Source organism: Prosthecomicrobium sp. N25 (assembly GCF_037203705.1).
Classification (GTDB): Bacteria; Pseudomonadota; Alphaproteobacteria; order Rhizobiales; family Ancalomicrobiaceae; genus Prosthecodimorpha.
Genome location: NZ_JBBCAT010000004.1, coordinates 233,491 through 253,681 on the forward strand (window position 1 = coordinate 233,491; position 20,191 = coordinate 253,681).

Below are 20,191 nucleotides of genomic sequence, written 5' to 3' on the forward strand. Positions count from 1 at the left end.
CATGACCGTTCCGACCAGCCCCGCGCGCCCGCTCTGGGACCCGGAGACGGACGACCGGCTCGTCTGCCGGGCCGTCCTTGAGGAGACCGCGGAGGTGAAGACCTTCGTGTTCGCGGCGCCGGAGGGGCGTCTCTTCGCCTACGAGCCCGGCCAGTTCATGAACCTGGAGGTCGAGGTGGCGGGTGGGGTCGAGACGCGCTCCTACACGCTTTCCTCCTCGCCGGCGCGGCCGCACACGGTATCGATCTCGGTGAAGCGGATCCCGGGCGGGCTCGTCTCCAACCATCTGCACGATACGCTGATGCCGGGCACGAGCGTGAAGGCGCAGTTGCCGCTCGGCGACTTCACCACGGCGCGGCACCGGTCGCCGAAGTACCTGTTCCTGGCCGCGGGGGTCGGGGCGACGCCGCTCATGTCCATGCTGCGGGCCGAGGACGACCTGGCGACCGGGGCGGACGTCGTCTTTCTCAATGCGGCGCGGCGGCCGGAGGATCTGGTCTTCCGGCGCGAGCTGGAGACCATCGCGGCGCGGAACCGGTCCGTGCGGCTCGCCCATGTGGTGACGGGGCAGGGGCGCGAGCCCTGGGCGGGGTTCCACGGGCGGATCGACCGGGCGCTCTTGGCGGCCGTGGCGCCGGATCTCCTCGAGCGCGAGGTGTTCGTGTGCGGGCCCGCGGGCTTCATGGCGCGCGTCCGGGACATCCTCGGCGAGGCCGGCTTCGACATGGGCCGCCACCACGAGGAGAGCTTCGCGTTCGGCGCCGGCGGCCCCGAGCCGGAGGTGCCGGCCGACCCCGCCGCGCGGGAGTACCGGATCACCTTCGCCCGCAGCGGCCGGACCATCGCGTGCGACGGGTCCACGACGATCCTCGCGGCGGCGCGCAAGGCGGGAATCGCCCTGCCATCGGCCTGCACCAAGGGGCTCTGCGGCACCTGCAAGTCGAAGAAGGCCTCGGGCGAGGTCGAGATGAAGCACCAGGGTGGCATCCGGCCGCGCGAGATCGAGGCCGGCATGATCCTCCTGTGCTGCTCGAAGCCTCAGTCCGAAGTGGTCGTGGAGCGCTGAGTCATGCCGGACCTGACGATCATCTATTGGCGCGACATTCCGGCCCAGGTCATGGTCGGCTCGGGCCGGCGTGCCGTGAAGCGGGAACTCCCCGAGCGCTTCCAGGTCGCCGTCGATGCCGCGGCCATGCGGGGCGGGGCGCGGGAGACCGACGCCTATCTGGCCGATTGGCGGAAGGTCTCGGCGGGCCCGCGTGACGGAGATCCGGAAGAGGTGGTCGCAAACGCGGCGGCGGAGATCGAGGCCGCCTACGATGCTGACCGCCTCCGCCGCCTCGTCGAGGCCGGCGGGCGGGAAGGCTGATCCGCCGGGTCCTCGCGGCCGACCGGATCCCGGGGCTCCCCGAGGCCCCGGCCTTCCCGGTCCGCCGACGGCTCGTCCGAGCCGCGCGCCCCCGGAGCCTCGACCGAGAAGGGCCATGCTGCGCGTTCCCGCCGCCTTCGAACCCCCGGGCAAGCCGCCCCGGCCGCGCGACCGCTTCGCGCTGCGCTTCTGGTCCGTGGCCCATGCGGGCGGGCTCGCCCGCTTCTACGCGAGGTTCGAGCGGCTGCTCCTCCGGCTCCTGCCGCTGGCCCGCCGGGCGGGCTGGACCCGCCTGGAAGGGCCGGTGGCGGCGGTGGAGCGCGGGGTGAAGGGAGCGCTCTTCGATTGCCGCATGTGCGGCCAGTGCATCCTGTCGTCGACGGGCATGTCCTGCCCGATGAACTGCCCGAAGAACCTGCGCAACGGCCCTTGCGGCGGGGTCCGGTCCGATGGCGGCTGCGAGGTCTATCCGGAGATGCCCTGCGTCTGGGTGAAGGCCTGGGAGGGGTCGCGCCGCATGGAGGATGGCGACCGGATCCGTGAGGTCCAGCCGGCGATCGACCATCGGCTCAAGGGACGTTCGAGCTGGCTCGCCGTGATGCGGGAGAAGGGGGGCGGCGAATGACCTCCCGGCTCCACCCGGAGGACTTCGGCGAGAATCCCTGGGATCCGCTGCCGGCCCTGCCGGGGCACACGTCGCGCGGCCGGCTGGAACGCGTGCTGCGGCGCGGCGAGTTCGCGGTCACGGCGGAGCTGAACCCGCCGGACTCGGCGGATGCCGAGGACGTCTACAAGCGGGCGTCGGTGTTCGAGGGATGGGTCGACGCGATCAATGCCACGGACGGCTCCGGCGCCAACTGCCACATGTCGTCGATCGCGATCTGCGCGCTCCTGACCCGCGTCGGCTTCTCGCCGGTGCTGCAGATCTCCTGCCGCGACACGAACCGGATCGGCATCCAGGGCAACGTGCTCGGGGCCTCGGCGCTCGGCGTCAACAACGTGCTGTGCCTGACCGGCGACGGGGTGCAGTCGGGCGATCATCCGGAGGCGAAGCCGGTCTTCGACCTCGACTCGACCTCGCTCGTCGCCACCATCCGGCGCATGCGCGACGAGGCGAAGTTCCTGTCGGGGCGCAAGATCACCACGCCGCCGCCGGTCTTCGTCGGGGCGGCCGAGAACCCCTTCGCGCCGCCCTACGACTTCCGCCCGATCCGTCTCGCCAAGAAGGTGGCGGCCGGGGCGCAGTTCGTGCAGACGCAGTACTGCTTCGACGTGCCCCTGCTGGCGCGCTTCATGGAGCGAGTGCGCGACATGGGGCTCCACGAGCGGTGCTTCATCCTCGTCGGCGTCGGCCCGCTCGCGTCGGCCAGGACGGCCCGCTGGATGCGGGCGAACGTCGCCGGCGTGCATATCCCGGACGCGGTCGTCGAGCGGTTGGAGCGGGCCGAGGACGCCAAGGCGGAGGGCAAGCGCATCTGCGTGGAGATCATCCAGCAGGTCCGGGAGATCCCGGGCGTCGCGGGCGTCCACGTCATGGCCTACCGGCAGGAGGAGTACGTGGCCGAGATGGTCCACGAGTCCGGCGTCCTGAAGGGCCGGCAGCCCTGGCGGCGCGACCTGACGCGGCCGGGGTTCGATCTCGACCAGCGGCTCAGCGAAAACCTCGCCCGGGCCGGGGAGGGGTGAAGCGCGGTCAGGGCAGGTCCCAGCGAAGCTTCTGCAGATCACGGCTGGGCGACACCACACGCTGGATCAGGATGTCCGGGCCCTCCCGACGATAGACCACAATCCACCGTTTCACGAGTATCGACCGGGACCCCTCCCACAAGTCGGGCCTCGGCCGGCCGAGTTCGGGGAAGCGCGTCAGTCTGAGGCAGGAGGCCTCGAGCTCCGCCATGACCTTCTCGGCGAGTGTCTCGTCTTCCTGGGCGATCCACTCCCAGATCTCGAGCAGGTCACGCCGCGCCTGGTTCGAGAAAACAAGGTCGACCATCTCATGCGCGTTTGCGAGCGGATCTCGACTTGGCTTCCGCCTTCAGGGCCTCGAAGTCGACAGGGCCGTAGATCCCGCTCGCCTCACCCTCGGCCACGGCCTCGCGAAGCCATGCGAGCTTGACGGCGTCTTCCTCGCGCAGAAGGTCGAAGGCGCAGCGGGTGGCCTCCTCGACGGATTCATAGGTTCCGTCCTCGATCTTGTCGGCGACATACGCGGATTGCGCTTCGGTCAGTCGAACGGTCGTCGGCATGGCGGACTCCTCGGAGGAGAGTATGGGATGACGAGGGTGGACTTGCAACCAGCGACATGCCTTTACGTCATAACGTCGACGCCGGTGCCGCCCCGGTCCGCCCGGCTCTTCGACGGCGCGGGGGCGAGGGGCGCCGTCGCATGAAGGACAGCCGCCGGCCCCCGGAGCCCCTAGCGTCCGGCGAAGCTGCAACCCTCGCCGGATTCCTTCCATGACCGAGACCGTCGTCACCTCCGAGAAGCGCAAGGTCGTCCTCGGCTTCGAGCGCCGCTTCGTGATGATCGGGGAGCGCATCAATCCGACCGGGCGCAAGCTCCTGGCGGCCGAGATGGCGGCCGGGGACTATTCGCGGGTGGTCGCGGACGCGCTGGCGCAGGTGGAGGCGGGGGCGCAGATGCTCGACGTCAATGCCGGGATCCCGCTCGCCGACGAGCCGAAGATCCTCGCCGAATGCGTCAAGCTCGTGCAGGACACCGTCGACGTGCCGCTGTCGATCGACAGCTCGATCGTCGAGGCGCTGGAGGCCGGGCTCGCGGTCTACAAGGGCAAGGCTCTCGTCAATTCGGTGACCGGCGAGGAGGAGCGGCTGGAACGCGTGCTGCCGCTCGTCAAGAAATACGGAGCTGCCGTGGTGGCCATCTCGAACGACGAGACGGGCATCTCGGAGGATCCGGACGTGCGCTTCGCGGTGGCCCGGAAGATCGTCGAGCGGGCGGCCGACCACGGCATCCCGCGCGAGGACGTGGTCGTCGACCCGCTGGTCATGCCGGTCGGGGCGATCAACGACGCGGGCGCCAAGCTGATGCATCTCCTGCGGCGGCTGCAGGGCGAGCTCAAGGTCAACACGACCTGCGGGGCCTCGAACTTCTCCTTCGGCCTGCCCAACCGGCGCGGGCTCAACGCGGCGTTCATGCCGATGATGATCGGGGCGGGCCTGACCTCGGCCATCATGAACCCGCTTCACGCGGAGGACATCCAGGCGATCCTCGGCGCCGACGTGGTCATGGGCCACGACCCGAACTGCATGAGCTGGATCCGCAAGTACCGGGAGCCAGCCCCGGAAGGGGCGGCGGCCAATCCGGAGGGCGGAGGCGGCCGGCGCGACCGGGAGGGGCGCCGCCGGGCGCGGGGGTAGGCGACTTGGCACGCGATCACCTGGTCTTCTTCGCCCCCTCCGGCAAGCGCGACCGCTTCGCCGAGGGAACCACGCTGCTCGAGGCCGCCCGCCGGCTCGGCGTCGACCTCGATTCGGTATGCGGCGGGCGCGGGATCTGCGGGCGCTGCCAGGTGGTGCCGACCGAGGGGGCCAACCCCAAGCTCGGCATCAAGAGCGCGGCGGACCACGCCACCGCCTGGAACGCGGTCGAGGCGCGCTACGTCGAGAAGCGCGGCGCGCTCGCGCCCGGGCGCCGGCTCGGGTGCCAGGCGCGGGTCTGCGGCGACCTGGTCGTGGACGTGCCGCCGGACAGCCAGGTGCACCGGCAGGTCGTGCGCAAGCGGGCCGAGGCGCATCCGATCGCGGTCGATCCGGTCGTGCATCTCCACTACGTCGAGGTCCGTGAGCCGGACATGCACGACCCGTCGAGCGACTTTCGGCGGCTCGCCGAAGCACTCGAGGCGCAGTGGGGGATCCGGGACTTGCGTGCCGACCTCGCCGTCCTCAAGGGCCTGCAGAAGACGTTGCGCGCCGGCGAATGGAAGGTGACCGCAGCGGTCCGGCAGGGGCGCGACCTGGTCGCCCTGTTCCCGGGCTTCCGGGAGGCGATGCACGGGCTGGCGGTCGACGTCGGCTCCACCACGATCGCGGCGCATCTCTGCGACCTGGCGAGCGGCGACGTGCTCGCCTCCTCGGGGATCATGAATCCGCAGATCCGCTTCGGCGAAGACCTGATGAGCCGGGTCTCCTACGTGATGATGAACCCCGGCGGGGAGCGCGAGATGACGGCCGCCGTGCGGGCCGCGCTGCAGTCGCTGGCCGAGGCGGTCGCGGGCGAGGCGGGGATCGGGGCGGACGAGATCCTGGAGGTCACGATCGTCGGCAATCCGATCATGCACCACCTGATGCTCGGCCTGGATCCGACGGAACTCGGCGGGGCGCCCTTCGCCCTGACGGTCGACGGAGGCATGGAGGTGCCCGCGGGCGAACTCGGGCTGGCGCTGGCGCCGGGGGCGCGGGCCTACCTGCTGCCCTGCATCGCCGGGCATGTCGGGGCGGACACCGCCGGCGTCGTGCTCTCCGAGGGGCCCTACCTCAAGGACGACGTCACGCTGCTGGTCGACGTCGGCACCAATGCGGAGATCGTCCTCGGCAACCGGCACCGGCTGCTCGCCTGCTCGTCGCCGACCGGTCCGGCCTTCGAGGGTGCGCAGATCTCCTCCGGCCAGCGCGCCGCCCCGGGCGCCATCGAGCGCATCCGCATCGACCCGGCGACGCTGGAGCCGCGCTTCAAGGTGATCGGCTCGGACCTGTGGTCGGACGAGCCCGGCTTCGACGAGGCGACGGCCGCGACCGGTGTGACGGGCATCTGCGGCTCCGGCATCATCGAGGCCGTCGCCGAGATGCTGCTCGCGGGCCTCCTGACGCCGGACGGTATCGTGGACGGGGCGATGGCGGCACGCACGCCGCGCGTCGTGCCGGAGGGCCGCACCTTCTCGTACGTGGTGCGCGAGGGCGAGCCCCGCATCGTCGTCACCCAGGCGGACATCCGCGCCATCCAGCTCGCCAAGGCGGCGCTCTACGCCGGCATCCGGCTGCTGATGGACCATTACGGCATCTCGAGCGTCGACCGGATCACGCTCGCCGGCGCCTTCGGCAGCCACATCGACACGACCTACGCGATGATCCTCGGCCTCATCCCGGATTGCGACCTCGCCAAAGTGGGCTCGGCCGGCAACGCCGCGGGGACCGGGGCGCGCATCGCGCTCCTGAACGCCGGCGCGCGCGGCGAAATCGAAGCGGTGGTGCGGCGCATCGAGAAGATCGAGACGGCGCTGGAGCCGGCCTTCCAGGCGCATTTCGTGGGCGCCATGGCGATCCCCCACAAGACCGACCCGTTTCCGCGGCTCGAAGCGGCGCTCGGCCGGGTCTTCGCGCGCGGCGCGCCGTCCGGCGAAGGCGAGGGCGGGCGGGAGCGGCGGCGCCGGAGGGGCTGAGGGCCGGCGACGGCAGGCCTTTTCCCGGGAACGCGGCGGAAAGGGAATCCTGCTAGAAGGCGCTGGATCCGACCCGAGCCGGGACGAGCCGCATGGACGGTCTGACGGACCTGATGAACCGCACGCAGGACTTCCTGCAGCTCGAGAAGCTGCCGGAACTCACGGTGCTGCTCATCGGCGTCCTGGTCGGCCTCGTCGGCAAGAATCTCTACGCGCTGGTCAAGACCATCCTGGGGGTCGCGGGCAGCTTCGCCGGGCGGATGGCCTCGGGGCTCTGGATGGACCTCCGGCGCGAGACGCCGAACGTGCTCGACTGCGGGCTCGCCGTCGTGACCCTCGTGGAGGGGCGCCCGATCCTGCTGATGGACGCGCTCCTCGGCCCGCGCAAGCTCGCCGACATCTACCTCAACCCGCGCACCGCCTTCGGCGTCCGCATCCAGACCTTCTTCGTCAAGAAGGACCGGCCCTGGGTCTCGTTCCCGCCCAAGAAGCGCGAGCGGGGCCTGCTCATCTGGATCCACAACTGGCGGAGTGCCCGGCGGGTGCAGCTCGGTCTGCCGCCGCTGCCGCCGCTCAACACGACGCTCATGAAATACCGGCGGGTCTACCAGCCCATCGAGAACCTCATCGGGCAGCATCTCGCCAACGAGTGGGCCATGCAGATGGCGCTCGGGGAGGACTGCTACGTGTTCCGCTTCGTGGTGGCGGTCATCTACGAGAAGAATGCCGACGACTACATCGACAGGCAGTTCCACGCGCTCGTCGTGTGGGAGGAGGCGCTGCGCCGGATCGGCGGCGAGGACCCGGTCGCCTACCAGCCGGAGATGCGGCACCGGGCCGACACGCTGCGCCGGATCGCGGCGCGCTACCGGGAGGCGCAGAGCGAATTCGGGAGCGTCCACATCATGATCCCCCGCTCGCTGCTGCAGGGCGACTACGCCGTCGACTGGGTGCCGAACCATGCGGGCATCATGGTGCCGGTGCACCGGCCGGTGTCCTTCGACGCAGGCTCGGCGGCGGACGTGAACCTCATCCAGCGGCTCGGTCCGCGCTCGGCCTGACCGGGGCTCAGACCGCGGCGCGGGCCGGGCGGCGGGCGTCGGCCTCGGCGCGCGGCGTGGCGCGGCCGAGAAGGGCGGCTGAGAGCCCGACCCCGAGCACCCACCAGGCGGGACGGACCGCGAGGTCGAGGTAGAGGTTCGCCTCCAGGACCGCGTCGGGGGGCACCTTGGTGGCGGCGGCGTACCACCCGGCCTCGAGCAGGGCGGTGGCGAGGCCCGCCACGGCGGCGGTCGCGGCGAGCGGCACGAAGGTCAGGGCGATGCGGCGGCGGATCAGCACCCGGTAGAGCTCGAGGAGGACGAGGAAGCCCAGCATCAGGGCCGCCTCGCTGGCGTCGATCTTCGACTGCATGAAGAAGTGAAGGACCGCGAGCACGGCGACGGGGTGGATCAGGGCGTGAAGACGGCGCCAGCGGGCGGCCCCGAGCCGGCGGATCGCCGCGTCCGTGGAGGTGGCGCCCATGGCCGCCATGGCGCAGAGCGCCAGGAAGCCGATCGTCAGGTAGGTGCGCAGCACGATCTCGGAGGCGATCTTGGCGAGGTCGAAGGCCTGGTCGCCGGCGTAGAGGACGAGGTGGAGGAGGCCGTAGGCGAGGGCGGTCACGCCGAGGATGCGGCGGATCGAGATCAGCTTCGTCCAGCCGCCGATATGGCGCAGCGGGGTCACCGCCAGGGTCGCGAGGAGAAAGCGGATCGACCACAGGCCGGCCTGGTGGATCGCCTCGTTGAGCGGGCGGGCGCCGAGCCAGCCCTGCTGCCAGCGCAGCGCGAGCCAGAGCGCCGGCAGGAGCGCGCAGGCGAGCGCCGCCGCCTTCAGGACCGAGAACCGTCCGCTTCTGTCGTACCAGGGAGCCAAGCCGTACCTCTTCCGCACCGACCACGAGGATCAATACGGCGCCGCACGGGGCGAAGTTTCAAGCGGGCGATCACGTTTCGCGGAACGGCGCGCGAGGGGCGGGCCGGGCGGCGGGCCGCCCGTGTCGCGAGGCGGATCGACGCGGTATGCTCGGGCTTTGCAAGCCCCTCGCCATCGCCTAAACCGGACGGGACTGCCGAGAGGTCTCCCATGCCGTTGCGACTCGTCGCCCTCCTCGTCCTCCTCCTCGCCGCCGCCACCCCCGCCGCGGCGCAGACCCGGGTCGTCCCGGAAACCAAGCAGCAGCTCCAGCTCTCCTTCGCGCCGGTCGTGAAGCGGGTCGCCCCGGCGGTCGTCAACGTCTACGCGATCCGGACGGTGCGGCAGCAGGGGCTCTCGCCCATGTTCGACGACCCGCTGTTCAAGCGCTTCTTCGGCGACGGGCCGCTCGGCATGCCGAAGGAGCGGATGGAGTCCTCGCTCGGCTCCGGGGTCATCATCGACCGCTCTGGCCTGATCGTGACCAACCATCACGTCATCAAGGACGCGACCGAGGTGAAGATCGCCATGTCGGACCGGCGCGAGTTCGAGGCCGACATCGTGCTGAAGGACGACCGGACGGACCTCGCGATCCTGCGCATCAAGGAGCGCGGCGACTACCCCTTCGCGGAGTTCGGCGACAGCGACCAGGTCGAGGTGGGCGACATCGTGCTGGCCATTGGCAACCCGTTCGGGGTCGGCCAGACGGTCACGCAGGGCATCGTCTCCGCGCTGGCGCGCACGCAGGTCGGCGTGAGCGACTTCCGCTTCTTCATCCAGACCGATGCGGCCATCAACCCGGGCAACTCCGGCGGCGCGCTCGTCGACGTCAACGGCCGGCTCGTCGGCGTGCCGACGGCGATCTTCTCCCGCTCGGGCGGCTCGATCGGCATCGGCTTCGCGATCCCGGTCGCGATGGTCAAGTTCGTGGCCGAGCAGGCGCGCAACGGCGGCACGCTCCGGCGCCCCTGGCTTGGCGCCACCCTGCAGACGGTGACGCCCGACATGGCGGAGAGCCTCGGGCTGAAGCGGCCGCAAGGCGTGATCGTCTCGGGGCTCAACGCGGCCGGTCCGGCCGCGCGCGCCGGTCTCAAGGTGGGCGACCTGGTGGTCAGCATCGAGGGCGTCGAGGTCGACGATCCCGACAGCTTCGGCTACCGCTTCTCGACCCGGCCGCTCGGCGGCGTCGCCCGGCTCGCGGTGCTCCGCCAGGGGCGCCCGCAGACCATCGAGATCGCGCTCGCCGCGGCGCCCGAGACGGTGCCGCGCGACGAGCGGACGATCCAGGGCGGATCGCCGTTCCAGGGCGCGACGGTCGTGAACCTGTCGCCGGCAGTCGCCGAGGAGCTGCGATTCAACGGCACGGCCGAGGGCGTCATCGTCAAGACCGTGACGGAGGGGAGCGCGGCGGCGCGCGTCGGCTTCCAGAAGGGTGACGTCGTCGTCGAAGTGAACGGCGTCAAGATCGATTCCACGCGCACGCTGGAACGGGTCAGCCAGTCCGATCCGGGGCTCTGGCGGCTGGCGATCCAGCGGGACGGGCAGGTGGTCCGCCTCGCGTTCCGGGGCTGATGCCGGGCGGAAGCCCGTTGCCGGACGGGGGCCGGGCTCCCACTTCCCCGGTGCGGGGTGGGACCGGGCGACCGGCTCCCCGGCCGCAGCGTCACTGCAGGGGCGAGCCTTGAGCGATCTCTTCTCCGCCGCCGGCCTGGAACGATCCGCCCCGCGGCCGCTCGCCGACCGGCTGCGGCCGAAGCGGCTCGACGAGGTGGTGGGCCAGGAGCATCTGGTCGGGCCGGACGGGACGATCTCGCGCATGCTGCGCTCCGGCTCGCTCGGCAGCCTGATCTTCTGGGGGCCGCCCGGGACGGGCAAGACGACCGTAGCGCGGCTGCTGGCGACCGAGACGAAACTCCACTTCGAGCAGATCTCGGCCATCTTCTCGGGCGTCGCCGAGCTCAAGAAGGTGTTCGAGGCGGCGCGCGGCCGGCGGGCGACCGGGCAGGGGACGCTCCTCTTCGTCGACGAGATCCACCGCTTCAACCGCGCCCAGCAGGACAGCTTCCTGCCCGTGATGGAGGACGGCACGATCGTGCTCGTCGGGGCCACCACCGAAAACCCGTCCTTCGAGCTCAACGCCGCGCTCCTGTCGCGGGCGCATGTGCTGACCTTCCGGTCCCTCGACGAGGCCGCCATCGGGCGGCTGCTCGAAAGGGCCGAGGCGGAGCTGAAGCGGCCGCTGCCTCTCGACGAGGGCGCGCGGGCGGCGCTGGTCAGGATGGCCGACGGCGACGGCCGGGCGGCGATCACGCTCGCCGAGGACGTCTACCGGGCGGCGGATCCGGGGGAGGTGTTCGACGCGGCGACGCTCGCCGAGGTCGTCCAGCGGCGGGCGCCGATCTACGACAAGTCCCAGGACGGGCACTACAACCTGATCTCCGCCCTGCACAAGTCCGTGCGCGGGTCGGATCCGGACGCGGCGCTCTACTACCTCGCGCGCATGCTGGACGGCGGGGAGGACCCGCTGTTCATCGCGCGGCGCGTGGTGCGGATGGCGGTCGAGGACATCGGTTTGGCCGACCCCCAGGCCCTGGCGGTCGCCAATGCGGCGAAGGAGGCCTACGACTTCCTCGGCTCGCCGGAGGGCGAGCTGGCCATCGCGCAGGCGGTCGTCTACGTGGCGACGGCGCCGAAGTCGAACGCCGTCTACACGGCCTTCAAGGCGGCGCAGCGGGCCGCCAAGGAGGGCGGGTCGCTGGTGCCGCCGAAGACCATCCTCAACGCGCCGACGAAGCTGATGGCCACGGAGGGCTACGGGGAGGGCTATCTCTACGACCATGACCAGCCGGACGCCTTCTCGGGACAGGACTACTTCCCGGAAGCGATGGGACGCCGGCGCTTCTACGAGCCGGTGGAACGCGGCTTCGAGCGGGAGATCCGCAAGCGGCTGGAGTGGTGGGCGCGGCTGCGCCGCGAGCGGGGCGGGGGCTGACCTTGCCTCAGCCCTGGACCGCGAGACTTTCGGCGACCGGCCTGAACGCGTCGACCAGCGCGGCGTCGAGCTTGCCCTGACGGGCGAGGCCGACGAGGGCGGCATAGGCCTCCATGGGGGGCACGGGGTGCTTGTAGGCGCGCTTCTCCACCATGGCGCCGAAGACGTCCGCGATGGTCAGCATGCGCGTCAGGGTGGGGATCTGGTCCGCGACGAGACGGTCCGGGTAGCCGCTCCCATCAAGGTATTCGTGGTGGTGGCGGACCATGTCGCGGATCTCGGGCGTGAAGGCGTCCTGGCGCTGCAGGTACAGCGAACCGTGCACCGCGTGGGCCTGCATGATCAGCCGCTCCTCCAGGCTGAGCCGGCCGGGCTTGTCGAGCAGCGCCAGGGGCACGCGGGCCTTGCCGATGTCGTGGACGAGACCGGCGGCGGCGAGCGACAGGGCATCGGGTTCGGCGAGGCCCGCCGCGCGGGCGAACGCGATGGCGAGGCCGGTCACCAGCAGGCAATGCTGATAGGTTCCGGAGTGGTGGTCGCGGACCGTGTCGAGCCAGTGCAGGATGCCGACGGTCTCGATCGCGCCGATCATGGCGCGACCTGTTTCCAGGATGGCCGCAGGGTCGATGGTTGCGCCGGTCGCCATCCCGGCGAAGCTGCTTTCGAGCGCTCGCATGCCCCGGTCCACGGAGCCGAGGGCGGGGGAGGGATCCTCGACAGGCTTGGGGGCGGTGCGGACTGGAGGGGCGATGAGGGCGGCCAGCTCCGAGGGCCGCACGATGCGGCTCGCCCCGAGCGCGGCCGCCTGGGCCTCGGCGAGCCGGTTGACGCCTCTCAGCAAGAAGATCCGCTCGCCGCGCCAGGCGGACAGGGCCTGCTTGGCGAAGCGGACGTGGTCCGGGGCGAGCATGTCGAGGTCGACCAGAAGCGGACCCTTGCCCACAAGGCGCGGCGCCGGGCCGGTGCCGAGCACAACCAGGCGGATCGTCTCGCGTGTGGCAGTCGTCCAGGCCTCCGCGCGCGATTCAGATGCCAAGACGGTCAGTTCGGCTCTTCTCACAGTCACCCCGATCCCCCGTCGCCCCGATTAGCGGTAATTGCGAGTATATTGCAAGTACCTCCGGTGGTCGTGTCCAGAACGTTGGAGCAGCAGGCCCTAATATGCAGTGAACGGCTACCGTTACGGCAATGAACGCGGTTGTGCCGAGGGCGCGGTCGGCGGCCAAGTTGGCGTTTGCGGTCACTCGATTATGATGTCGGCATCCCTCCGACGGTCACCCGAGTCGCACCATGGCGGTTCCGCCTCTCCTGCATGTCGTCCTGGTCTTCGTCGGCGGCGGGCTCGGGTCCGTCCTGCGGTATCTGACGAGCCTCGCGGCGCTCGCCCTGTTCGGGCCGGGCTTCCCCTGGGGGACGCTGACGGTCAACGTGGTGGGCTCGGGCGTGATGGGCTTCGTCGCCGCCTACATCGTGCTGCGCTGGACGCCCGAAGGGGGCGGCGACGCGCTGCGCCTCTTCCTGATGACCGGCGTCCTCGGGGGCTTCACCACCTTCTCGGCTTTCTCGCTCGACGTCCTGACGCTCTGGCAGCGGGGTGCCGTCGGAACCGCCACGGTCTATGCGGTCGTGTCCGTGGCGGTCTCGATCCTGGCGCTGGTGCTCGCCGCGGCGGCGACGCGGTCCCTGATGGTGGGCTGACCCGGTTCGGCCTTGCATCGCGCCCGGGATTCGGCCAAGGGAAGCCCCATGGCACAGGTCGAAAACAAGGCGGTCGTCGAGGACGAGGCCGGGCTCAGGCTCGACCGCTGGTTCAAGCTGCACTACCCGGGCCTGGGCTTCGGCGCGCTGCAGAAGCTCGTCCGCACGGGCCAGGTGCGCGTGGACGGCAAGCGGGTGGAGACCTCGACGCGCCTCGTCTCCGGGCAGTCCGTGCGCGTCCCCCCGCTGGCCGCGGGGACCACGGAGGGCGAGGAGGCGCCGAAGCGGGCGATGCCGCGGGCGGACGGCGACGACGCGGCGTTCCTGCGGTCGATCACCCTGTGGGAAGACGAAGACGTGCTCGTCCTCAACAAGCCGGCCGGCCTCGCCGTGCAGGGGGGGTCGGGGCTGACCCGGCACGTCGACGCCATGCTGGAGGCGCTCAAGGACAGGAAGGGGCAGGTGCCGCGGCTCGTGCATCGGCTCGACCGCGAGACGGCCGGGTGCCTGGTGGTCGCCAAGACGCGCTCGATGGCGGCCGAACTGGCGGCGACGTTCCGCTCGCGCTCGGCGCGCAAGATCTATTGGGCACTGGTCGCCGGCGTGCCGAAGCCGCAGCAGGGCCGGATCTCGACCTGGCTCGCCCGGGACGAGGCGGACGGTGAGCGCATGAAGGTGGCCCGCCACGGCGAGGAAGGGGCGGCCCATGCGCTGACCCACTATGCGGTGGTCGACACGGCCGGCCCGAAGCTCGCCTGGCTGTCGCTGAAGCCGGTGACCGGGCGCACGCACCAGCTCCGCGCCCACTGTGCCCATATCGGCCACCCGATCGTCGGCGACCCGAAATACTTCGTCAAACGGGACTGGGACCTGCCGGGGGGCATGCAGAACCGGCTCCACCTGCTGGCCCGGCGGATCGTGCTGCCGCATCCGCGCGGAAAGGGCTCGATCGACGTGACGGCGCCGCTGCCGCCGCACATGCAGCAGTCCTGGAACCTCCTCGGCTTCGACGCCAAGGCGTACGACAGGTCGGAGGAGACCGAGGACTGAGGCCGCTCAGAACTTGTAGCGGACGCCGAGCGTGCCGAACTGGATGCCGCCGGCGGCGTTGCGGAAGATCGCGGCCTTGCCCCACCAGTCGCGTCCGCCGGAGCGATGCTGCAGGCGGGCGAAGACCTCCCAGTTGCTGTCCGGGGCCGCGAAGGTCACCTCGGGGGAGAGGTAGTGCAGCAGGTAGGCGCGCCGTCCGCTGCGCTCCTCCTCGTATTTCGGCACGTCCGTCGCGACGTTGAAACCGGTCGAGACCGCCACGCTGGTGCGGACGTAGTTGTTCCAAGGGAACCAGATCCAGCGACCGTAAAGGGCGACCCAGGCCTCGCCCTCGGTCTGAGCCCCGAACCGCTTGCCGACGCCGACCTCGCCCTCGAAGCGGACGAACTCGCCGACCGACAGCAGGCGCTTGGAGACGGCCAGGCCGACGAAGCCGGCGTCGCCCCACTTCCACTGTGACGGCGGAACGAAACCGTCCACGCCGAACATCTTGGACATGGCGCTGTCGATGCGGCGGCCGGCAAAGAGCGACACGGCACAGTCGCCGGCGCAGTAGGCCGAGGAGTCGAGCCGCGGCCCGACGAGTTCCAGGTTCTGGGCCCGGACGGGCAGCGCCGACGCGAGGAGGACGAGGAAGGCGAGCAGGAGGCGACTTGGTTCTCTTCCGAACTTCATGCGACCATTCCCGCCCCAGATTTCCGGGCCCCAGTGCGGGCCGGTGCCCCGACCCGAGAACGAGGCCCATGACCGACCCGTTCGCTCCGCCGCCGCAGGATCCGATGTGCCGATCGGTGCATCGATCCGAGGCTGGAATGCGATTAGATAGGTATATTCGAATACATTGGCCCCAACTAGCGTTCGGAGCAGTTTCGAATGCACTGAGGCGCGGGCGCATCACCGTGGACGGGCGGCGGGCGAAGCCGACCGACCGGCTCGGTGCCGACCAGGTCGTGCGCCTCGGCGGGCTCGGGGGCGAATCTGCCCGCCTGCGGGCGGCCCCCAGTGCCGGAGGAGAGGCGGCGGCGGAGCCGTCGCCGACCGACCGGGCCTTCCTCGACTCGATTCTCGTCTATCGGGACGACGAGCTCCTGGTCTTCGACAAGCCGGCAGGGCTCGCCGTTCACGCGGGGACGCGGACCACGCGGCACCTGGAAGGCCTCCTCGCCGCCTATGCGGACCCGGAGCACGGGCGGCCGAGACTGGTGCACCGGCTCGACAAGGACACCTCCGGACTGATCGTCGCCGCCCGGCGGCGCGAGATCGCGGCGCAACTCGGGCGTGCCTTCGCGGCGCGGGACGTGACGAAGGAGTACCGGGCGGTCGTCGCGGGCGTGCCGAGCCCGGGAACCGGCACGATCGAGCTTCCCCTCGCCAAGGTGGAGACCGCGGCGGGCGGACGCGTCGTGGCGGGTCATCGTCCGGAGGCATCGCCGGCCCTCACCCGCTATGCGGTCCTGTCGGCGAGCCCGGACGGGGCGCGGAGCCTCGTCGCGCTGCGGCCCGAGACCGGGCGGCAGCACCAGCTGCGCGTCCACATGGCGGCGATCGGACATGCCATCCTGGGCGACCGCCTCTATGGCGGGGCCGCAGCGCAGCGCGCGGACCGGCTGCTCCTGCACGCCGCCCGCCTGACCTTCCGGCATCCGCGAGGCGGAACCCTCGATCTGTCCGCCCCAGTGCCTGCGGTCTTTGACGTCGCGGATTGACTGCCGGTTACAGACCTCGACCCCCCCAGCCAAAATGAAACATTTCTCGTCACGCGGCTGTTGACGCGTAATTGCGATCATTCATTACTAGAATGTCAGATGAATTCCGCAGCTGATTCGCCGGGGATTGGCGTTTACTATTTGTTAACGAATTTATTTCTGGGTCCGGCCGAATCAGATTCGGGGTTCTAGACTTTCTGTGCTTGGAGATTTGCGATGACCCATACGACTCTCTTTCGTTTTGCGGCGGCCGGCCTTCTCGCGACGGCCGTCCTCGGTTCGGGCGAGGCCTCGGCCCAGTCCCAGCGGCGCGTTCCGGACGGCTGCCCCGTCACCCATGCCGATCTCAAGAGTGCGCTCGTCACGGCCGCCGGCCAGGACAGCACCGGCCTCAACAACGATTACTGGGGCGTGGTGGTGAACCGGTCCGGCATCGTCTGCGCCGTCGCCTATTCGGGGCCGACGGTCAGTTCGCAGTGGCTGCTCAGCCGGCAGATCGCCTCCGCCAAGGCCTTCACGGCGAACGGCCTCAGCCTCGACAAGGCCGCCGTCTCGACGGCCGCGCTCTACCCCTGGGTCCAGTCCGGCGCCCCGGCCAACGGGGCCTTCCCGGGCTTCGCCCCCGGAAACCCTCTCTACGGCCTCAATGGCGGCAATGTGCAGGCGGCGGGCGTCTACGAAGGACCGTCTTCGCAGTTCGGCACGCCGAACGACCCGATGGTCGGCCTGCGGGTCGGCGGTACGATCACGTTCGGCGGCGGCCTCGGACTCTACAGCGGCAACACCGCCGTCGGGGGGCTCGGGCTCTCCGGCGACACGGCCTGCGCGGACCATTCCACGGCCTTCCGCGTCCGCGCCCTCCTCAACAAGGCGCCCGGCCCGAGCGTCGGAACGGCCTTCGACAAGATCGTGCTGACCACCGACGCGAGCGGGCATCCGCACTGCCCGAACGACGCGGGCACAATGGGACAGTGAGCAACCCTCCGGCGCCGGAGAAGATCCGGCGCCGGACGCGGATGCGGCTTGGCCTGGAGGGATCGGAATAGTACACCTCCCGCAGCGACGGGGGGCACCGATGGATCTCATCCTTTTCGACGTCGACGGCACGCTCGTCGACAGCCAGCACATGATCGTCGGCTCGATGGACCGGGCCTTCCTGGCGCTCGGACGCGAGCCGCCGAGCCGGGAGGCGACCCTCGGGGTGGTCGGGCTCTCGCTCCAGATCGCGATCGGCCGGCTCGCCCCGGATACGGACGACGCCGGTATCGCCGACCTGGCCGAGGCCTACAGCCGGGCCTTCCAGGAGCTGCGCGCCGGACCGCACCGGCAGGAGCCGCTCTTCCCCGGAGCCCTCGCCGCCATCGAGCGGCTCGGCGCCCGGGACGGGGTCGTGCTCGGCATCGCCACCGGCAAGTCGCGACGCGGCGTCGCCTCGCTGCTCGACCTCCACGCCCTCCACGGCCGGTTCGCGACGATCCAGACGGCGGACGACCATCCGTCGAAGCCGCATCCCTCCATGATCCTGACCGCGCTCGACGAGACCGGGATCGACCCGGATCGCGCCATCATCGTGGGCGACAGTTCCTACGACATGGAGATGGCCCGCGCCGCCGGCATCCGCCCGATCGGGGTGGCGTGGGGCTACATGGATCCCGAAACCCTCAGGCGCGCCGGCGCGGAGGCCATCCTCGAGAGCTACGAGGACCTCGACGGCGTGGCGGGCCGCCTGCTCGACTGGTCTTGACGAAACATGCGTGACTTTCTCTCCTACGATCCCAAGGACTACGATCCCTCCCGGTTCGAGGCGTCGGCCTTCGACCCGGATCCTGTCCAGCGTGCGCGCAACGCGTTCCGGACCGAGCTGCCCAAGCGCTTCTACAAGGACGCGACGGCCGAGCCCGCCGAGGAGGGGCACCGCATCCTGCTCGACGGCCGTCCGGTCCGGACGCCGGCCCGCAAGGTCCTGGCGGTGCCGCGCCCCGACCTCGCCGCGCTGATTGCCGCGGAGTGGGGGGCGCAGGGGGAGCGGATCGACCCGGCGACGATGCCGCATACCCGGCTCGCCAACGCGGTGGTGGACGGCGTCGTGGAGCGGCGGGAGGAGGTCGCCGCCGATGCGCTGAAATATGCCGGGACCGACCTCGTCTCCTACCGGGCGAGCACGCCGGAGCGGCTGGTCGACCGGCAGACGGAGCTCTGGGACCCTGTGCTCGACTGGGTGGAGGAGGCCTATGGCGCGCGCTTTCTCGTCGCGGAGGGGATCATCCATGTGGCGCAGGACCCGGAGGCGCTCGCCGCGGTCGGCCGGGCGGTTCAGGGGCTCGACCCCTGGCGGCTGGCGGGGCTGCACTCCATGACCACAATCACCGGCTCGCTCCTGATCGCGCTCGCGCATCTCCAGGGCCGTCTCGGGCGCGAAGAGGCCTGGACGGCGGCGCAGATCGACGAGGATTGGAACATGGCGCTCTGGGGTCGCGACCCGGAGGCGGTCGCCCGCCTGGAGGCGCGCCGGCGCGATTTCGAGGCCGCCTCGGCCTTCGCGCGGGAGACCGGTCCGGGATGATCGTGTCGCACCGGCACGGCTTCCTCTTCATCAAGACCCGCAAGACGGGGGGGACCAGCGTCGAGCTGGCGCTCTCGGAGATCTGCGGGCCGGAGGACGTGGTCACGCCGGTGTCGCGGCCCGACGAGCGGCTGAGGCGCGGCCGCGGGCCGCAGAACTACCTGAGGCCCTGGCGGGAGCGGCCGTGGGACTGGCCGCTCCGCCTGCTCCGCGCCCGCAACCGGCCCGATCCGGCCCTGATGCGGTTCTGGCCGCACATGAGCGCGACGCAGGTCCGGGAGGCCCTCGGGGCGGAGATCTTCGACCGTTACCTCAAGGTGACGATCGAGCGGAACCCCTGGGACCGCGAGCTGTCGGGCTACCATTGGGCGATGCGCAACGCGGGGCCCGGGCGGCCGTCCTTCGAGGAGCACGTGCTCGACCCGTCCGGCCGGCACGCGTTCCACAACTTCGAGAAATACTCGATCGCGGGCCGGATCGTCGCCGACGTGGTGCTGCGCCACGACCGCCTGGAGGACGATTTCGTGGCCCTGATGGCGCGCCTCGGCATCGACCCGCCGCCGGCGCTGCCGGCCGCCAAGTCCGGCATCCGGAGCGCCGATTCGCGCGACTACCGGCGGCACCACACGCCGGCGACACGGGCGGCGGTCGCGGAGCGCTACCGGCGCGAAATCGAGGCGTTCGGCTTCGAGTTTTGACGTTGCGGCCGCCTTGCGCTAGAGCGGCGCCGGGCGGTCCCCCGGCGGAGCGGGCATGATCATCAGCCACCGTCATCGCTTCATCTACCTGAAGTGCCGCAAGGTCGGCTCGACCAGCGTCGAGGTGGCGCTTGCCGACCTGTGCGGCCCGGAGGACGTGGTGACCCCGCTCGACGGGGCGAAGACGCGCGCGGACGGCCGGCGCCATGTGAACTGGCAGAACCATGACGTTCCCCGGGACCGCTGGCCGCTGCTCGCGCGGGCGCTGGTGGCCGCCGGGGTGTCGAAGCGGGCGGCGGGGGTCGAGTATTTCAACCACATCCGCGCGGCGCGCCTGCGCCGGCTGCTCGGGGCGGAGGTCTTCGACGGCTACCTGAAGGTGGCGATCGAGCGCAACCCGTGGGACCGGGAGGTCTCGAACTTCTATTTCCATCACCCGAAGCCGGAAGGGCGCCCGTCCTTCGAGGAATTCCTCCGCCGGCACACCAGGCGGAAGCCGATCGACAACTTCGACATCTATTCGATCGACGGCCGGGTCGTCGCCGACATCGTTCTCCGGCACGAGCGGCTCGACGAGGACTTCGCGGCCCTGATGGCCCGCCTCGGGATCGACCCGACGCCCGCGCTGCCGCGGGCCCGCTCGCACCAGAGGCCGGACAAGGGACGCTACCGCGATCTCTACACGACCGAGACGAGGGACCTCGTCGCTCGCCTCTACGCCAGGGAGATCCGTACCTTCGGGTACGAGTTCTGAGATCGC

General features: G+C 70.8%; 22 protein-coding genes. 17 read left to right on the forward strand and 5 right to left on the reverse strand.

Features of this window, described 5'->3' with window-relative positions:
- The first annotated feature begins 1 nt into the window (after window position 1).
- The 4 genes from WBG79_RS23320 (at window position 2) to WBG79_RS23335 (ending at window position 3,055) form a co-directional block, all read left to right on the forward strand.
- Entirely contained in the window at window positions 2-1,066 is a 1,065-nt protein-coding gene (locus WBG79_RS23320; RefSeq protein WP_337359637.1) for a 2Fe-2S iron-sulfur cluster-binding protein, read from the forward strand.
- A gap of 3 nt (window positions 1,067-1,069) precedes the next feature.
- Window positions 1,070-1,369, forward strand: a complete 300-nt coding sequence (locus tag WBG79_RS23325; RefSeq protein ID WP_337359638.1) for a virulence factor — start codon at window positions 1,070-1,072, stop codon at window positions 1,367-1,369.
- Between the two features lie 115 nt (window positions 1,370-1,484).
- The gene (locus WBG79_RS23330) at window positions 1,485-1,994 is read left to right on the forward strand and encodes a methylenetetrahydrofolate reductase C-terminal domain-containing protein (protein WP_337359639.1); all 510 of its coding nucleotides are present in this window, start codon (window positions 1,485-1,487) and stop codon (window positions 1,992-1,994) included.
- Complete coding sequence (locus WBG79_RS23335) at window positions 1,991-3,055, forward strand: methylenetetrahydrofolate reductase (protein ID WP_337359640.1); 1,065 nt, start codon at window positions 1,991-1,993, stop codon at window positions 3,053-3,055. The genes WBG79_RS23330 and WBG79_RS23335 overlap by 4 nt, the downstream gene beginning before the upstream one ends.
- Window positions 3,056-3,062: 7 nt before the next feature.
- Here the strand turns inward: WBG79_RS23335 and WBG79_RS23340 are convergent, their stop codons facing one another.
- On the reverse strand, window positions 3,063-3,362 hold the full coding sequence (locus tag WBG79_RS23340) for a type II toxin-antitoxin system RelE/ParE family toxin (protein ID WP_337359641.1): 300 nt from the start codon (window positions 3,360-3,362) through the stop codon (window positions 3,063-3,065).
- 1 nt (window position 3,363) lies between these two features.
- Complete coding sequence (locus WBG79_RS23345) at window positions 3,364-3,615, reverse strand: ribbon-helix-helix domain-containing protein (protein ID WP_337359642.1); 252 nt, start codon at window positions 3,613-3,615, stop codon at window positions 3,364-3,366.
- A gap of 211 nt (window positions 3,616-3,826) precedes the next feature.
- On the opposite strand from WBG79_RS23345, the gene WBG79_RS23350 reads away from it, so the two are divergent.
- The 3 genes from WBG79_RS23350 (at window position 3,827) to WBG79_RS23360 (ending at window position 7,829) form a co-directional block, all read left to right on the forward strand.
- Window positions 3,827-4,750 carry a dihydropteroate synthase gene (locus tag WBG79_RS23350; protein ID WP_337359643.1) on the forward strand — a complete coding sequence of 308 codons (924 nt, stop codon included), beginning with the start codon at window positions 3,827-3,829 and terminating at the stop codon, window positions 4,748-4,750.
- Window positions 4,751-4,755: 5 nt separating this feature from the next.
- Complete coding sequence (locus WBG79_RS23355) at window positions 4,756-6,768, forward strand: ASKHA domain-containing protein (protein ID WP_337359644.1); 2,013 nt, start codon at window positions 4,756-4,758, stop codon at window positions 6,766-6,768.
- A 92-nt stretch (window positions 6,769-6,860) separates the two neighbouring features.
- On the forward strand, window positions 6,861-7,829 hold the full coding sequence (locus tag WBG79_RS23360) for a hypothetical protein (RefSeq protein ID WP_337359645.1): 969 nt from the start codon (window positions 6,861-6,863) through the stop codon (window positions 7,827-7,829).
- 7 nt (window positions 7,830-7,836) lie between these two features.
- On the opposite strand, the gene WBG79_RS23365 is transcribed toward WBG79_RS23360, so the two are convergent.
- Window positions 7,837-8,685, reverse strand: a complete 849-nt coding sequence (locus tag WBG79_RS23365) for a sulfite oxidase heme-binding subunit YedZ (RefSeq protein WP_337359646.1) — start codon at window positions 8,683-8,685, stop codon at window positions 7,837-7,839.
- Between the two features lie 210 nt (window positions 8,686-8,895).
- Here WBG79_RS23365 and WBG79_RS23370 point away from each other — a divergent pair, with 210 nt between their 5' ends.
- Together WBG79_RS23370 and WBG79_RS23375 are read left to right on the forward strand one after the other, a co-directional pair.
- A complete protein-coding gene (locus WBG79_RS23370; RefSeq protein ID WP_337359647.1) occupies window positions 8,896-10,296 on the forward strand; it encodes a DegQ family serine endoprotease in 1,401 nt (466 codons plus the stop codon).
- 109 nt (window positions 10,297-10,405) lie between these two features.
- A complete protein-coding gene (locus WBG79_RS23375; protein WP_337359648.1) occupies window positions 10,406-11,716 on the forward strand; it encodes a replication-associated recombination protein A in 1,311 nt (436 codons plus the stop codon).
- A gap of 7 nt (window positions 11,717-11,723) precedes the next feature.
- On the opposite strand, the gene WBG79_RS23380 is transcribed toward WBG79_RS23375, so the two are convergent.
- On the reverse strand, window positions 11,724-12,752 hold the full coding sequence (locus tag WBG79_RS23380) for an HD-GYP domain-containing protein (protein WP_337359649.1): 1,029 nt from the start codon (window positions 12,750-12,752) through the stop codon (window positions 11,724-11,726).
- Window positions 12,753-13,006: 254 nt separating this feature from the next.
- On the opposite strand from WBG79_RS23380, the gene crcB reads away from it, so the two are divergent.
- Together crcB and WBG79_RS23390 are read left to right on the forward strand one after the other, a co-directional pair.
- Window positions 13,007-13,414, forward strand: a complete 408-nt coding sequence (gene crcB, locus WBG79_RS23385) for a fluoride efflux transporter CrcB (RefSeq protein WP_337359650.1) — start codon at window positions 13,007-13,009, stop codon at window positions 13,412-13,414.
- Window positions 13,415-13,462: 48 nt separating this feature from the next.
- Window positions 13,463-14,464, forward strand: coding sequence for an RluA family pseudouridine synthase (locus WBG79_RS23390; RefSeq protein WP_337359651.1), 1,002 nt, complete (start codon window positions 13,463-13,465; stop codon window positions 14,462-14,464).
- A 6-nt stretch (window positions 14,465-14,470) separates the two neighbouring features.
- On the opposite strand, the gene WBG79_RS23395 is transcribed toward WBG79_RS23390, so the two are convergent.
- On the reverse strand, window positions 14,471-15,139 hold the full coding sequence (locus WBG79_RS23395) for a hypothetical protein (protein WP_337359652.1): 669 nt from the start codon (window positions 15,137-15,139) through the stop codon (window positions 14,471-14,473).
- Between the two features lie 137 nt (window positions 15,140-15,276).
- Between WBG79_RS23395 and WBG79_RS23400 the strand changes: the two genes are divergently transcribed.
- From WBG79_RS23400 to WBG79_RS23425, 6 genes are all read left to right on the forward strand, one after another.
- Window positions 15,277-16,170, forward strand: a complete 894-nt coding sequence (locus WBG79_RS23400) for an RluA family pseudouridine synthase (RefSeq protein ID WP_337359653.1) — start codon at window positions 15,277-15,279, stop codon at window positions 16,168-16,170.
- A gap of 216 nt (window positions 16,171-16,386) precedes the next feature.
- The gene (locus WBG79_RS23405; protein ID WP_337359654.1) at window positions 16,387-17,145 is read left to right on the forward strand and encodes a hypothetical protein; all 759 of its coding nucleotides are present in this window, start codon (window positions 16,387-16,389) and stop codon (window positions 17,143-17,145) included.
- A 100-nt stretch (window positions 17,146-17,245) separates the two neighbouring features.
- A complete protein-coding gene (locus WBG79_RS23410; protein WP_337359655.1) occupies window positions 17,246-17,914 on the forward strand; it encodes an HAD-IA family hydrolase in 669 nt (222 codons plus the stop codon).
- A 6-nt stretch (window positions 17,915-17,920) separates the two neighbouring features.
- Window positions 17,921-18,733, forward strand: a complete 813-nt coding sequence (locus WBG79_RS23415) for an ATP12 family chaperone protein (protein WP_337359656.1) — start codon at window positions 17,921-17,923, stop codon at window positions 18,731-18,733.
- Window positions 18,730-19,431, forward strand: coding sequence for a sulfotransferase family 2 domain-containing protein (locus tag WBG79_RS23420; protein ID WP_337359657.1), 702 nt, complete (start codon window positions 18,730-18,732; stop codon window positions 19,429-19,431). Before WBG79_RS23415 ends, WBG79_RS23420 begins: the two co-directional genes overlap by 4 nt.
- Window positions 19,432-19,486: 55 nt before the next feature.
- Entirely contained in the window at window positions 19,487-20,185 is a 699-nt protein-coding gene (locus WBG79_RS23425; RefSeq protein WP_337359658.1) for a sulfotransferase family 2 domain-containing protein, read from the forward strand.
- Window positions 20,186-20,191 lie beyond the last annotated feature (6 nt).